This window comes from Kocuria sp. MNB10 (assembly GCF_054073685.1).
On record NZ_CM133411.1, the window covers coordinates 1,109,460 to 1,124,555 of the forward strand.

Sequence of the window (15,096 nt, forward strand, 5' to 3'; positions counted from 1 at the left end):
GCTGGGAGACAGCACGCGGCGTCGTCGTCGGAGGACGTCGTCGCAGGAAGTGGGGGAGACGGTCATGGACCCGTTCGTATCACCCGATTGGCTCGCCGAGCACCGCGAGGACGTGGTGATCGCGGACGCCCGCATGTACCTGGACGGACGCAGCGCGGAGGCCGCCTACCTGCAGGGACACCTGCCCGGCGCGGTGTTCGTGGACGTGGCCACCGCGCTCGCGGCCCCGGCCTCCCCGGAGAAGGGTCGGCACCCGCTGCCCACCCCCGAGGATTTCGCCGCGGCGATGTCCCGGGCGGGCATCGGCGACGACACCACGGTGGTCGCGTACGACGACGCCGGCAACGTCATGGCCGCGCGCCTCATCTGGATGCTGCGCACCACGGGCCACCGCGCCGCGCTGCTCGACGGCGGCCTGTCTGCCGCAGGCTCCGGCGAGCTGGAACGACGCCGCACGGTCCTCCCCGAGGCACGTTTCACCCCGGTGCCGTGGCCGCCCGACGCGCTCGCGAGCATCGACGAGGCGGTCCACGGCCCGCTGGTCGTGGACGCGCGCGACCGCACACGGTTCGCGGGCAACACCCCCGATCCCGTGGATCCGCGCCCCGGCCACATCCCGGGCGCCGTGAACGTCCCGTGCCGTGAGCACCTGACCGAGCGACAGACCCTGCAACCGGTGGAGCAGTTGCGGGAGCGATTCGAGCGCGCGGGGGTCACGGACGCGCACCACATGATCTCCTATTGCGGCTCCGGTGTGACGGCGTGCCACAACCTCCTCGTGGCCGAGCACGCGGGACTCGGCACGGGACGGCTGTTCCCCGGTAGCTGGTCCCAGTACTCCCACACGGACCGCCCCGTGGAGACGTCCCCTCAGGGCTGAACCATCCATCACGGTACTTACGGTTTCCCCACCTCGGTGCCAAGATGGGAAGCACCACAGTGGTTAGCGCCACGGACAGTACAGGAGGCACGTCATGACTCAGCAACCCGAGAACCCGGATCCCATCGCATCCGCCGGTCAGATCGACGATCCCGACCAGCCCACCACCGTGCAGGGCCACGACGACTCCCGCGCCGGCCGCGACACCCAACCGGATGAGAGTTCCGCGGAAGGGGACCCCGACCAACCCGGCGCGGTCCGTCGCACCAGCGTCCCCCCGGCGGGCGCCACCGATCCGGGCACCGTCGACGGCGCGGTGAACGCGACCGATCGCGGCGACGTCGTCGAGGAGCGCACCGTCCGTGACGACCGCGACGTCGTGCGTGATGACCACGCCGCGGACCACGGCAAGCCGCCCAAGGCGTTGAAGGAGACCGGCTTCCCCAACGTGGGCGAGGGCACCGTGGACGAGCAGAGCGCCCGCGACGTCGATTCGGAGGCGCTGGCCGGAACGCGGAAGTTCCAGCCCAGGCCCGGGGATCCCAACCCGAACATCTCCGCGAACCCCGCCGACCGCCCGGACGTGGACGGCGAGGTCGACGACGAGGGCAACGCCCAGTACGAGCGCGCCGAGGAGATGCCGGACATCGAACCCGTGCGGCACTCGCACATGGTCGAGGACCGTGTCCAGGAGCAGGAACGCGACTACGACCTCGAGACCACCGAGGACGGCGAGCGCTACCTCACACCCAAGGACCTGCCGAACAACTGACGGCGGTCCCCCAAGCGCGCCCGGTCGGACACCCGTTCGACCGGGCGCTCGTGTTTGCGTGGCCTTGATAGTCTCGGGCTTTCCGGGCACCGCAGGTGCCGCGTCCCCGACCACGAAAGAACCGGGCCATGACCGACCCTTCGTTCACCGTGCATGCCGCGGCCGGCAGCTCGCCCGCCCTCGGCCCGGGGCGGGACCCCGCGCCCGGCGGCCGACCGCCCTCGGGAACGTCCGGGCGCGACGGCGCACTGCTGCGGTTCCTGAACGGCGTCGAGTGGGTGGGCAACAAGTTGCCGCACCCGTTCTGGCTCTTCGTGATTCTCGCCGGTCTCGTGGCGGTGCTGTCCGCCGTACTCGCGACGGCCGGTGTCACCGCGCAGAACCCCGCGACCGGGGACGTGGAGACCGTTCACAACCTGCTGACGTCCGAGGGGCTGCAGGCCATGGTGGGCGACGCCGTGGAGAACTTCGCCTCCTTCCCGCCCCTGGGCGTGGTGATCACGGTTTTGCTGGGCGTGGCCGTCGCCGAACGCAGCGGGCTCATCAACACCGCGGTGAAACTCGTGGTCTCCCGCGTCTCGGCGGGATGGCTCACGTTCGTGCTCGCGCTCACGGGTGTCACCGGTTCCGTGGCCTCGGACGCGATCGTGGTGGTGCTGATCCCCCTGGGCGCGGCGGCGTTCAAGGCGGCCGGCCGCTCCGCCGTGCTGGGCGCGGTGATCGCGTTCGTCTCGTCCTCGGCCGGCTTCAACGCCTCGCTGGTGGTCAACCTGACCGATCCGCTGGTGGGCGGGATCACCCAGTCCGCGGCGCAGCTCGTGGATCCCGAGTACACGGTCTCCCCCATCGCCAACTACTTCTTCTCCGCGGCCTCCGCCGTGGTGCTGGCGCTCGTGATCACCCTGGTCTCGGAGACCGTCCTGACCCGGATGACCAAAAAGTACCACGCGGCGGAACGCTCCGAGGCGGAGGCCGCACGGGCGGCCGAGGCCGGCGACGGCGAGCACGCCGAGACCTTCACGGCCCAGACCCTGACGGTCACGTCCCGGCGGGAGACCACCGCCCTGTGGGCCGCCGCGGGAACGCTCGTCGCGGGCCTGGGCATCTACTTCACCCTGTTGTTCATCCCCGGCACACCGTTCCCCGGGGAGGACGGCACCCCCCTGACCTCGGTGCTGATCAGCAGTGTCGCGGTGCCCATCGGGCTGCTGTTCTTTGTGTGCGGTATCGCTTACGGGATCGTGGCCGGGACCATCGACAAGGCCTCGGACGTGCCGCCCATGATGGCCTCCGCGATCACCCAGGTGGCACCCCTAATCGTGCTGTTCTTCGCGGCCGCCCAGTTCATCGCGTGGTTCGACTGGTCCAACATGGGCACCGTACTGGCCATCAAGACCGCCGGGGTGCTCGGCTCCGCCGGGGTCCCGCCCGTGGTGCTCTTCGCGGGCATGGTGGTGCTGATCTCCGTGATCAACCTGTTCATCACGTCCGGCTCCGCGCAGTGGACCCTCACCGCGCCCGTGCTGGTGCCCATGTTCATGTACTTGTCCATCCCCCCGGAGACCACGCAGATGCTGTTCCGCATCGGGGATTCCCCGTCCAACGTGCTCTCGCCGCTGAACCCGTTCTTCGCCATGACCCTGGGCTTCATCCAGCGCTGGTACCCCAAGGCCGGGATCGGCACTCTCATGTCCATGGTGCTACCCCTGTCCCTGGCCATGATCGTGGTGTGGTTCCTGTTCTTCCTGGCCTGGTGGGGCCTGGGCATCCCGCTCGGACCCGGCTCCCCCACACACTGACGCCGCAATGTTCACGGACACTTCGCTCGTTGTCCCCCAAAAGGGACAGTGTTGTCCCCTTAAGAGTTCGACGTCGCCGTGAACCGCGTTCTCCCAGGTCATCGTGGGATTACGCGGGGACGGAACTGCGTTCTATGAAAATGAAAAATCACGGGTTGATTACAACGCGGATGTGGCATTGCAGCGACCCGGACAAGTTGTCAGCCTGTTTGCTATGGCGAAGACGACATCACCTCGAACATGGATGACCACCCTTGCCCTGGTCGGGGCGTTCGCAGTGACCGGATGCGGGTCCAGCAACGATTCCGGCCCGGGCAACGACGCCGCCGGGGCCACCCAGGGGAGCACGCCGCAGGGTGGGGAGCAGACGAGCACCGACGCGAGCGGCACACAGCCCCAGACCGGTGACTCGCCGTCCGGTGAGGCGCAGTCCGGGGCGAGTGCCACTCCGGATGCCGACCACAGCGCGGACGTCTACGAGCTCACGGAGACCTACACGGATCCGGCGAAACTGTTCACGGTGAAGTACCCCAAGTCCTGGAAGGTCCAGAAGGACAACGGGTACCTGGAGTTGACCAGCCCGGACGGGAAGGTCCAGGGCAAGGTGGCCTCCACCAAGGTCCGACCCCCCAAGGGCGATTGGTTCACCCGACCCGCCCACCCCCTGATCGGGGAGGAAACCGGGTTGAGCAAGCAGGTGGGCACCCAGGTGTTCACGTACTCCACCTACGTCCCGGCCCCGCCGCACAGCGAGCGCAGCGATTCGATCCTGTGGGGGCTCACGGAGTCCGGCAGCCAGGGCATCGTATCCCTCCCGGGCGGGGACAAGCGGGACGAACTGTGGGCGGAGTTCTACTACGCCCCCGTGAACAAGGGGAACCGACCGCTGTCCCAGAGCCAAGGGGTCAAGCTGGTCAATCAGATCAACGAGACGGACGAGGCCGGCACGGTGGACGCGATCCTCAAGTCCATCCGGGCCGTCGACTAGAGACGACCCGCCGGCCGTTCGTCGGGGCGGGGCAAAGAGCGCGGGGAGAGTGGCCGGTGCGGTCATTCCGGTGGGTTGCCGGGATGACCGCACTGATGTTTTTCGGCGGGTGATCCGAGTGGGCACGCCGATCCGATCACTCGAGAACACCCTGCGACATGGGCAAACACGGAGGTGTCCTACATCACAGGTGCATCACACTTTATTGTTCACTATTGCAAACAACATGGCTCGGATCCACGCTGGTGCCATGACACACAACACAGCCCGCAGCTGGGCCATCACCCTCGGTATCACGTCCGCCCTCGCTCTGACGGGGTGCACCGCGTCGAACGGCGCGGCCACCCCCACGAGCTCCGACACCACCACGCACAGCACCGCACCGCCGCAATCGGGCGGGACGGCGACGTCGACTGCGGGGTCCGCCGCGCCGTCGGCGACACAGCCCGGGGACTCCGGAACGACCGCACCATCCACGCCCTCGGCGTCGGATGCGAGTTCCGAACCGGTTGGGGCGCCCGGCGCCACCACTGAACCGACCGAGCCCGCACCGGGCGACCAGACAGGTGACACGATCGCCCTGTCCGAGATCTACACCGCGCCGGACGGGGCCTTCAGCATGAAGTACCCCGCCTCGTGGACCGCGAAGACGGATCAGGGGTACTTGGAGCTCACGAGCCCCACGGGTCAGGCGATGGGTCGGATCGCCACCACGGACGTACGACCGCTGCGCGAGGACTGGTTCACGTCCCCCCGCTACACGGTGCCCGGTGAGACCACACAGTTGTCCGAGGACATCGGGGCGCAGGTGAGCACGTACTCCGCGTACCTCCGCAGCGCCAAGGGTCCGGACGAGGACTCCGTGCTCTTCGGCCTCTCGCAGGTCAACTCCTCCGGCCTGGTGAGCCTGGCGGGAGGCGAGACGGGTCGCGAGTTGTGGGTCGAGTTCTCCACCGGCCCGGTCAACACGACCGGGAGGTTCGTCACCGATGAGGAACTGGTCGACATCCTGAACACCACGGTCGCCACTCACCCGGACGTCCCCGCCATCCAAGCGATGCTGCACAGCATTTCCATGGACTGACACGCGACGCTCTGAGCCACAAGATTTCAGGCAGTGCCGCGTGCATTCTGGGACGTACGGAAGCCAGTATCGAAATTCTGGGCACCCTGGAGCCAGTATCCGGCGAGCGAGTGGTTTTGGAGTGCCCAGGAAATCGTGCCTGGCTTTAGCTGCCCCAGAAATCGCCGGTGGCTTCGGAGTGCCTCGAAGTGCGCGGATGGCCTGCCGGGCCCGAGAGCTGCGGCGCGACGCCGGCCCTCGGCGGCTACTTCCGGAACGCCTCCAGCAGGGCCTTGCTGCCGGCGGCGAGCAGAGCGACGTCGGCGCCCACGTTCACGAAGTCCGCGCCCGAAGCGAGGTAGTCCCGCGCCTGGTCCTGGGCGAACGCGTTGACGCCCACGAACTTGCCGGCGGCCTTCACCTCCGGGATCACGTGCTTCACGGCGGCCACGACGTCCGGGTGGGTCTGCTGACCGAGCAGCCCCATGGACGCGGCGAGGTCCGACGGGCCGATGAACACACCGTCCACGCCGTCCACGGCGGCGATCGCGGCGGCGTTCTCCACGGCAGCGGCGGATTCCGCCTGAACGATCAGCGTGATGGTCTCGCGTGCCCGGGTCAGGTACCCGGGGATCCGGTTCCACCGGCCGGAGCGGGCCAGGGCGGAGCCGACGCCGCGCACACCCCCGGGCGGATAGGCCACCGCCCGAGCGGCGGCCTGCGCCTCTTCGACCGAGTCGACCATGGGCACTACGAGCGACTGGGCGCCGAGGTCCAGGTACTGCTTGATGAGCACCTCACTGTTCTCGGGGACCCGCACGACCCCGAGCGTGGGGTAGGCGGCGATCGCGCGCAGCACGGACTGGATGGTCTCGAGCGACAGCGGCGAGTGCTCGCCGTCGATCAGCAGGTAGTCGAAACCGGCCCCGGCCAGGATCTCCGCGGCGGCGGGATCCCCGGAGGAGTGGAACATCCCGATCACCGGCTGATCGTCAGAGGCCAGCGGGAAGAGGTCCTTGAGGCTCGGCAGCACACCGGGCAGGTTGGGAGCGTCCTCCGCGCGGAACGCGTGGATCAGATCGTTCACTCGAACCGACATGTGATGGCCCCCAGATCTCCGTAATCGGCGTGCACGGTGTCCCCGGGGTGGACCCACATGGGCTTGGTGAAGGAACCGGCCAGCACGATGCTTCCGGCGGGCAGGGTGTCGTCGTGCGCGGCGAGCTTGTTGGCCAGCCACGCCACACCGTTCGCGGGGTGGTTGAGCACGGCCGCGGCCACGCCGGTGTCCTCGAGACTCTCGTTGCGGTACAGCAGCGCGGAGACCCAGCGCAGGTCCACGGAGTCCGGAGCTACGGGGTTACCGCCGTAGACCATCCCACCCAGTGCCGCGTTGTCCGAGATGGTGTCCACGATCGTGCGACCCTCCATCTCGAGGCGCGAACTGAGGATCTCCAGCGCCGGGACCACGTACTCGGTCGCGCGCAGGACGTCGAAGATGGTCACGTTCGGCCCGGTCAGCTCGTCCCGGAGCACGAACGCGAGTTCCACCTCGATGCGCACGTTCGAGTACTGGTCGTGGCGGATCACGGAGCCGTTCTCGTACACCTGGTCCGCGAAGATCGCCCCGTAGTCCGGTTCGGTGATGCCCGTGGCCTCCTGCATGACCTTGGACGTCAGCCCGATCTTGCGCCCCACCAGCCGACGTCCGGCGGCCTCGCTGCGGCGGCGCCACTCGTTCTGCACCGCGTAGGAATCCTCCACGGTCATCTCCGGGTACTGCTGCGTGAGCCGCGGAATCATGGTGCGCTCGCGCTCGGCCGCGGCCAGATCGTCCGCGATCTTCGTGATGCGTTCCTTCTCCAGCATGGTGTCTCCCTCGCGTTGGTCGTGGAAGCCGAACGGTCAGAGCTGGTGACCCAGCTTGTACTCGCCCTGCTTCCACTCGGGCATGGACTCGTCGCCCTCGGAGGGGCGGGTGTAGGAGAAGCCGTCCGCGCCGATGGTCGCCGCGAGCTCGGACTCCTCGGTGCGGGCCACGACCTCCTGCGGGTTGCCGTCCAGGTCCAGCACGAGGGAGGCGTCCGTGTACCAGGACGGAACCACGGGGGTGCCCCACCAGTCGCGACGCTGGTTGTCGTGGACATCCCACGTGACCACGGGGTTGTCCGGGTCACCCGTGTAGTAGTCCTGCGTGTAGATCTCCACGCGGTGACCGTCCGGGTCGCGCAAGTACAGGTAGAAGGCGTTGGACACGCCGTGGCGGCCGGGGCCGCGCTCGATCATGTCCGAGCGGCGCAGCGCACCGAGCTTGTCGCAGATCGCCAGGATGTTGTGCTTCTCGTGGGTGGAGAAGGCCACGTGGTGCATCCGGGGACCGTCGCCGCCGGTCATGGCGGTGTCGTGCACGGTGGGCTTGCGGCGCATCCACGCGGCGTACACCGTGCCCTGCTCGTCCTGGATGTCCTCGGTCACGCGGAAGCCCAGGTCCTGCATGAACTTGGTAGCGCGGGGAACGTCCGGGGTGACCTGGTTGAAGTGGTCCAGGCGCACCAGGGCACCCGGGGTGTAGAGGTCGTAGCGCCAGGCCAGGCGCTCCACGTGCTCCACGTCGTGGAAGAACTCGTACGGGAAGCCCAGGGGGTCCTCCACGCGCACCGACTCGCCGATGCCCTTGGTGAAGCCCTCCGCGCGGCGTTCCACGCGGCAGCCGAGCTCCTCGTAGAAAGCCACGGCCTTGTCCAGGTCCTCGGGGGTGTGCACACGGTAAGAGAACGCGGCCACGGCGGCCACGGGGCCCTGGCGCAGCACCAGGTTGTGGTGGATGAACTCCTCGATCGAACGCAGGTAGATGGTGTTCTCGTCCTCCTCCGTGACCGTGAGTCCCAGCACGTCCACGTAGAACTCGCGGGACTTCACGAGGTCCGTGACCACGAGCTCCATGTACGCGCAACGCAGGATGTCCGGCGCGGGCACGGACGGGGTCGCGATGGGGTTGTCGGCGGTGATCGGGGCTTCCTGCGAAACGTAGAAGCCCGAGGACGTCATTGTCCGATCAGCGGGATTCGTCATGGTGTGTCCTTCTCGTGGGTGGTACCGGGTTGTTGGAGGAGGTGGGACGCTCAGGCGTCCATCTTTTCGGCGGCGTCTTCCTGCTTGCCGAACACGGGGTTGTGCACCTCGCCCAGGTTGATGTGCACGGCCTGCTGGTCCGTGTAGAAATCGATCGAGCGGTAGCCGCCCTCGTGGCCCAGCCCGGACGCCTTCACGCCGCCGAACGGCGTGCGCAGGTCACGCACGTTGTTGGAGTTGAGCCACACCATGCCCGCCTCCACGTTCTGCGCGAAGTTGTGGGCACGCTTGAGGTCGCTCGTCCAGATGTAGGCGGCCAGGCCGTACTTGGTGTTGTTAGCCAGCTCCAGGGCTTCTTCCTCGGTGTCGAACGGCGTGATCGCCACGACCGGGCCGAAGATCTCCTCCTGGAAGATCCGGGCGTCCGGCTTGACGTCCACGAACACCGTGGGGGCCACGTAGTTGCCGGTCTCGAAGCCCTCGGGGCGGCCGCCACCGGCCACCAGACGGGCTTCCTGCTTGCCGATCTCCACGTAGGACATGACCTTCTCGTAGTGCTCGGGGTGCACGAGCGCGCCCACCTCGGTGGACGGGTCCGAGGGCAGACCCACCTTCACGCGCTTGGCCTGGGCCGCGTAGCGTTCCACGAACTCGTCGTAGATCCCGCGCTGGACCAGGATGCGCGAACCCGCGGTGCAGCGCTCGCCGTTGAGGGAGAACACGCCGAAGATCGTTGCGTTGATGGCGCCCTCCAGATCGGCGTCGTCGAACACCACGGCCGGGGACTTGCCGCCCAGCTCCATGGACAGACCCTTGAGGAAGGGCGCGGCGTTGCCGAAGATGATCTGCCCGGTGCGGGACTCGCCCGTGAACGAGATCAGCGGGACGTCCGGGTGCTTCACGAGCGAGTCACCGGCGTAGCCCTCCTCGCCGTACCCGTTGACGAGGTTGAACACACCGGCCGGGACACCGGCCTCCTCGAAGATGCCCGGCCACAGGGACGCAGACAGCGGCGTGAACTCGGCCGGCTTGAGCACCACGGTGTTGCCCGTGGCCAGGGCCGGACCCAGCTTCCAGGACTCGAGCATGAACGGGGTGTTCCACGGGGTGATCAACCCGGCCACACCGATCGGCTTGCGGTTGACGTAGTTCACCTGGCGGCCGGGGACCTTGTAGGCGTCGTCGATCTGGGCGACGATCAGGTCCGCGAAGAAGCGGAAGTTCTCCGCGGCGCGGCGCGCCTGACCCAGTGCCTGGGTGATGGGCAGACCGGAATCGTAGGACTCCATAGCGGCGAGCTGGTCACCGCGGGACTCCACGATGTCCGCGATCTTGTGCAGCACCCGGGAGCGCTCGCGGGGCAGCATCTTGGGCCAGGGCCCCTCGTCGAACGCCTTCTTGGCCGCGGCCACGGCGGCCTCGATGTCCGCCTTCTTACCGGAGGCGGCCTTGATGTAGGGCTCGTTGGTCACGGGGTTGAGCACGTCGAACGTGTCCCCGTCCAGGGAATCCACCCATTCGCCGTTGATGTAGTGGCGGATGGACTCGGGAAGGTTCTCGGGCTCGGTGTCCTGCAGAGCTGCCATGGGATGACTCCTCCAGTCGATGACTTCTGACGGGTTGCTTCTGATTGCGTGTTCTTGATGGACCGGTCCTGACCGGGCGCGCCCGGCCGGCGGCCCGATCGGTACGGGTGGGTCGGTGGTTCACGAGCTCCGGCGCTGCGGCTCCTCGTGGGTGTCGGCGCGGCTGCTGAGGTAGCTGCGCAGGGTCGCGGAGCGGTGCTGGCGCACGGCGCGCTCCACGGCATCGGCCGGGGCGCGGGTCTCGATGAGGTGCAGGATGTGGTAGTGCTCGTTGACCGAGGCGCGCGCACGTTCGGGGATGAACGAGAACGTGGAGGTGCGCAGGTGGTTGAGCCGTTCCCACTCGACCATCACGAGGTCGTTGAGGCGTTCGTTGGGGCACCGGCACGCGAGCACCCGGTGGAACTCGTGGTTGGTCTCGGTGAACGCCTGCGGGTCGAAGTTCTTCAGGGACGCCTCCAGGGAGACGTTGAGCTGGCGGGCGTGCGCGAGGTCCGCCGCGGTCATGTGTTCCGCGGACAGCGCGGTGGCCGCACCCTCCAACAGACCGAGGGTCTCCATGCTGTAGCGGTACTGCTCACCGTTGACCATGGAGACGCGCGCACCCACGTTGCGCTCGAAGGTCACGAGGCCCTCCGCCTCGAGCCGCCGGATGGCCTCGCGCACGGGTACCACGGACATCTCCAGGGTCTCCGCGATGCTCGCGAGCACCAGGCGGTAGCCGGGCGAGAACGCCTGGGTCATGATCTGGCTCTTGATCCAGTCGTAGGCACGCTGGGCCTTGCTGGGGGCCCCGGTGGTCGTGGTCATGGATTCCTCGGTTCGCTAGGGGTGTCGGTCAGTCGTCGGAGGCGGGGTGTTCCGCCAACCACTGCTGGAATTCTTCCTTCCACTGCCCCGTGGGCGGGAAGAGCCCCTTGACGGGGTTGCCCTCGGCGACGCGCTCGGCCACCCAGGCGTCCTCGTGCTCCTTGGCCAGGGCGGCGTCCACGACGTCCTCGGCGAGCTCGCGCGGGATCACGATGACGCCGTCGTCGTCACCCACGATCACGTCACCGGGCAGCACGGTCGCGTTGCCGCACGCCACGGCGACGTCCTGGTCCCACGGGACGTGCCGGCGGCCCAGCACCGCGGGGTGCGCGGTCTGCGCGAAGACGGGCAACCCGATCTCGGCGACGGCCGCGTAGTCGCGTACACCGCCGTCGCTGACCACTCCCGCCGCGCCGTTGAACTTGGCGCGCAGCGCGAGGATGTCACCGAGCGTGCCGGAACCTGCCGCCCCGCGGGCCTCGATCACGATCACCTCACCCGGGCCCACGGCGTCGAAGACCTGCTTCTGGACGTTGTACCCGCCGCCGTGGGATGTGAAGAGATCCTCGCGGTTGGGCACGAAGCGCAGGGTCCTGGCCGTGCCGACCATCGTGGTGCCGGGCGTCTGCGGGTACACGCCCTCGATCACCACGTTGTTAAGTCCGCGCTTGCGCAGCTCCGCGGACAGCCCGGCCGTGGGCGCCTTCTCGAGCTTGGCACGCAGCGCCTCGGGCAGCGCGGCGTCGGAGTCCCGCAACCCCGCGGCCTCGCGGGAACCCCACGCCTCCTCGCGCTGCTTGTCGTCCACGGCGGGCATGGCGCCCAGCCCCTCGTCGAAGCTCTCGTCACCCTCGGTCACGTGGCTGATCAGGCGGCCCGACGACGGCGCTCCCGCCACCTCCGGCGCGTCCACCTCGATCTCCACGACGTCCCCGGGCTGTGCGACCGAGGAACCGGCGGGGGTGCCCGTGAGGATCACGTCCCCCTCCTCGAGGGTCAGGTGCTGGGAGAGGTCCGCCACGAACTGGGCGAGCGGGAAGATCATGTTTTCCGCCGCAGTGGTGTCCTCCTGGACCAGCTCACCGTTGCGCCACGTGCGCACGCGCAACTGCTCCGGGGAGATCTCGCGGGCGTCGATCAGGGAGGGGCCCAGCGACGTGTAGCCGTCACGTCCCTTGTTGCGCAGGTTCGAGCCCTTGTCCGCGGCGCGCAGGTCGTAGAGACCCCAGTCGTTGGCGGCGGTCACGGAGGCCACGTGGGACCACGCGTCCTCAAGGGAGACGTTCTTCGCGGGCGTCCCGATCACCAGGGCGATCTCGCCCTCGAACGCGAGCAGCTCGGTGCCGGCGGGGCGTTCCACCGCGGCGCCCGAACCACCCAGCGAGCTCGCGGGCTTGAGGAAGTAGGACGGGACGGCGGGCTTGCGACCGCGCTGCGCCGCACGGGACTCGTAGGCCACGTGCACCGCGATGATCTTGCCCGGATCCACGGGAACCGGCTGTCCAGGGGCTCCGGATGAAGCCTGCTGAGCGTTCTGGGGGTTCTCGGTCACGGCCACGGCCACTGCCTCCTCGTCAGAATATTATTTGAAATCGTATATTATCTATATATTCTGGGCAAGTGGCGCGGATCACATCACCTCCCCCTGGGACACCCGGGCGGCGCACCCACCCCAGAGAACCAGACTCGCCGGACGGAGGAGTCACACATGGCGACCCACGATCCCATCACCCACGAAACAACGGCCAGAAGTGCCACGCGGCGTCGTGAGCAGCGCAAGGTCGTGGCCGGAACCATCATCGGTACCCGTATCGAGTGGTACGCCTTCTTCCTCTTAGCCTCCGCCGCGGGACTCGTGTTCAACCACTTATCCTTCGAGCCCATAGACCCCCAGGTGGCCACTCTTGTGGCCTTCGCCACAGTGGGGCTGAGCTTCCTCTTCCGCCCCTCGGGGCGTTCCTCGCACGGCCCCTCGTTTCCGTATTCCCGTGCACCCGGGAGGACCATGGGGCTGGAATGGTTACCCAGAACACAGATCGTATATGATCCGTGACACACTCTTTCGACGCCACCGAACCACCCCGGGGCGGGCAACGTGGCCCGCACCCGCCGTACGGATCTCACCGGTGGAACCGCACAGCACGGACGCCGCCCCGCGGCACGTCCGCGACTCGGACCCGGATCCCGGACCTTGCGGGAACGCCCTGCGAGATCACCGCACAAACCAGGAGAAGGCATGTTATTTCACCAGAACGGATACGTCTCCGAGGATCCCCGGATCGAGGAGCCCCGCGGCTACGGCGTGGACCGTCCCGAGGACCTGACCGACACCATGGACGTGCTGATCGTGGGCACGGGACCGGCGGGTGTGATCGCGGCGGCACAGCTGTCCCAGTACCCGGACGTCAACACGCGCATGATCGAGCGCCGTCCGGACCGGTTGGAGATCGGCCAGGCGGACGGTATCCAGGCCCGCAGCGTGGAGACCTTCCAGGCCTTCGGTTTCGCGGAGGAGATCACACAGGAGGCCTACCACCTGCGCGAGATGTGCTTCTGGAACCCGGACCCCACCAACCCGCAGAACATCGTGCGCACCGGCCGCCCCGCGGATGACCCCCACGGCGTGTCCGAGTTCCCGCACCTGATCGTGAACCAGGCCCGCGTGCTGGACTACTTCCTGCGCTCGGCCGAACGCGGCCCGGCCCGGATCACCCCCAACTACGGCATCGAGTTCGTGAACCTGGAGATCGACCAGGACCAGGAGTACCCCGTGGCCGTGACCGTGCGCTACGCCGCCGGTGAGCGCGAGGGCGAGGAGCGCACGGTGCGCGCCAAGTACGTCTTCGGGTGCGACGGCGCGTCCTCCCGCGTGCGCAAGGCGATCGGTCGCACGCTCAGCGGCCAGGGTGCCCACCACGCGTGGGGCGTCATGGACGTGCTCGCCAACACCGATTTCCCGGACATCCGCACCAAGTGCGCGATCAACTCCGTGAACGGTTCCATCCTGTTGATCCCGCGCGAGGGCGGGCTGCTGTTCCGCATGTACGTGGATCTGGGCGAGGTCCCGGAGGACGACAACCACGAGATCCGCAAGACCCCGGTGGAGGAGATCATCCGCCGCGCGAACAAGATCCTCAACCCCTACAGCGTGGACGTGAAGTCCGTGGCCTGGTCCTCCGTGTACGAGGTGGGCCACCGCCTCACGGACCACTTCGACGACGTCGACACCGAGGACCGCGGCACCCGCGTGCCCCGCGTGTTCATCGCCGGGGACGCGTGTCACACCCACTCCGCCAAGGCCGGCCAGGGCATGAACGTGTCCATGCAGGACGGCTGGAACCTGGGCTGGAAGCTCGGGACGGTGCTCTCCGGGCGCGCGGACGAGTCGCTGCTGGACACCTACTCCGAGGAACGTCAGGTGATCGCCAAGAACCTGATCGACTTCGACCGTGAGTGGTCCACCCTCATGGCCACCCCCCAGGACAAGCTGCCGGATCCCACGTACCTCGAGGACTTCTACGTGAAGACCGCGGAATTCCCGGCCGGGTTCATGACCGAGTACCAGCCGTCCCTGATCACGGCGGGTACCGACCACCAGGACTTCGCCGAGGGCTACCCGGTGGGTAAGCGCTTCAAGTCCGCCCGCGTCCAGCGCGTGTGCGATTCCATGGTCGTGCACCAGGGTCACGAGGCCACCGCGGACGGGCGCTGGCGCATCCACGTCTTCGCGGACAGCTCCGTGGCCGGGGCGGATTCCCCCACCACCGCGTTCGCCGAGTGGTGGCAGAACGATCCCTCATCCCCGCTCGTGGCACTGCGCCGTGATGACGACGGCGATGCCACCCTCTTCGACGTGGACGTCACCTACCAGCAGCCCTACACGGACGTCGACATCACCAAGGTGCCGCGCGCGTTCAAGCCGCAGGTGGGCCCGTTCGAGCTGAACTACTGGGAGCGCGTCTACGCCGCGATCCCCGGCGAGGACGTCTTCGACGTGCGCACGATCAGCCGCGACGGCGCCGTCGTGGTGGTCCGCCCGGATCACTACGTGGCCGCAGTCCTGCCGCTCGACGCGACCGACGAACTCACCGAGTTCTTCGGGAAGTTCCTGCGCAAGAACTGACCC

General features: G+C 68.0%; 13 protein-coding genes. 7 read left to right on the forward strand and 6 right to left on the reverse strand.

What is annotated here, in order from left to right:
* Positions 1-64 precede the first annotated feature (64 nt).
* From ACW9PK_RS04935 to ACW9PK_RS04955, 5 genes are all read left to right on the forward strand, one after another.
* Positions 65-880, forward strand: coding sequence for a sulfurtransferase (locus tag ACW9PK_RS04935; RefSeq protein ID WP_206069160.1), 816 nt, complete (start codon positions 65-67; stop codon positions 878-880).
* A 94-nt stretch (positions 881-974) separates the two neighbouring features.
* Entirely contained in the window at positions 975-1,652 is a 678-nt protein-coding gene (locus tag ACW9PK_RS04940; RefSeq protein ID WP_144997776.1) for a hypothetical protein, read from the forward strand.
* Between the two features lie 128 nt (positions 1,653-1,780).
* A complete protein-coding gene (locus ACW9PK_RS04945; protein WP_457016831.1) occupies positions 1,781-3,451 on the forward strand; it encodes an AbgT family transporter in 1,671 nt (556 codons plus the stop codon).
* Between the two features lie 244 nt (positions 3,452-3,695).
* Entirely contained in the window at positions 3,696-4,439 is a 744-nt protein-coding gene (locus ACW9PK_RS04950; protein ID WP_186317169.1) for a hypothetical protein, read from the forward strand.
* A 250-nt stretch (positions 4,440-4,689) separates the two neighbouring features.
* Positions 4,690-5,523 carry a hypothetical protein gene (locus ACW9PK_RS04955; RefSeq protein ID WP_457016834.1) on the forward strand — a complete coding sequence of 278 codons (834 nt, stop codon included), beginning with the start codon at positions 4,690-4,692 and terminating at the stop codon, positions 5,521-5,523.
* Between the two features lie 244 nt (positions 5,524-5,767).
* Here the strand turns inward: ACW9PK_RS04955 and ACW9PK_RS04960 are convergent, their stop codons facing one another.
* The 6 genes from ACW9PK_RS04960 to ACW9PK_RS04985 form a co-directional block, all read right to left on the reverse strand.
* Entirely contained in the window at positions 5,768-6,475 is a 708-nt protein-coding gene (locus ACW9PK_RS04960; protein ID WP_231885629.1) for an aldolase/citrate lyase family protein, read from the reverse strand.
* 110 nt (positions 6,476-6,585) lie between these two features.
* Positions 6,586-7,371 carry a 2-oxo-hept-4-ene-1,7-dioate hydratase gene (gene hpaH / locus ACW9PK_RS04965; protein ID WP_131333745.1) on the reverse strand — a complete coding sequence of 262 codons (786 nt, stop codon included), beginning with the start codon at positions 7,369-7,371 and terminating at the stop codon, positions 6,586-6,588.
* A gap of 36 nt (positions 7,372-7,407) precedes the next feature.
* Positions 7,408-8,574, reverse strand: coding sequence for a 3,4-dihydroxyphenylacetate 2,3-dioxygenase (gene hpaD, locus ACW9PK_RS04970; RefSeq protein WP_457016836.1), 1,167 nt, complete (start codon positions 8,572-8,574; stop codon positions 7,408-7,410).
* Between the two features lie 50 nt (positions 8,575-8,624).
* Complete coding sequence (gene hpaE, locus ACW9PK_RS04975) at positions 8,625-10,160, reverse strand: 5-carboxymethyl-2-hydroxymuconate semialdehyde dehydrogenase (protein ID WP_457016838.1); 1,536 nt, start codon at positions 10,158-10,160, stop codon at positions 8,625-8,627.
* 120 nt (positions 10,161-10,280) lie between these two features.
* Positions 10,281-10,970: a GntR family transcriptional regulator gene (locus ACW9PK_RS04980; protein WP_064847124.1), complete on the reverse strand. Its 690-nt coding sequence runs from the start codon at positions 10,968-10,970 to the stop codon at positions 10,281-10,283.
* A 28-nt stretch (positions 10,971-10,998) separates the two neighbouring features.
* A complete protein-coding gene (locus ACW9PK_RS04985) occupies positions 10,999-12,522 on the reverse strand; it encodes a fumarylacetoacetate hydrolase family protein (RefSeq protein ID WP_457017163.1) in 1,524 nt (507 codons plus the stop codon).
* 156 nt (positions 12,523-12,678) lie between these two features.
* Here ACW9PK_RS04985 and ACW9PK_RS04990 point away from each other — a divergent pair, with 156 nt between their 5' ends.
* Both ACW9PK_RS04990 and ACW9PK_RS04995 read left to right on the forward strand, forming a co-directional pair.
* Entirely contained in the window at positions 12,679-13,023 is a 345-nt protein-coding gene (locus ACW9PK_RS04990) for a hypothetical protein (protein ID WP_457016840.1), read from the forward strand.
* Between the two features lie 183 nt (positions 13,024-13,206).
* A complete protein-coding gene (locus ACW9PK_RS04995; protein WP_457016842.1) occupies positions 13,207-15,093 on the forward strand; it encodes an FAD-binding monooxygenase in 1,887 nt (628 codons plus the stop codon).
* Positions 15,094-15,096: the final 3 nt, after the last annotated feature.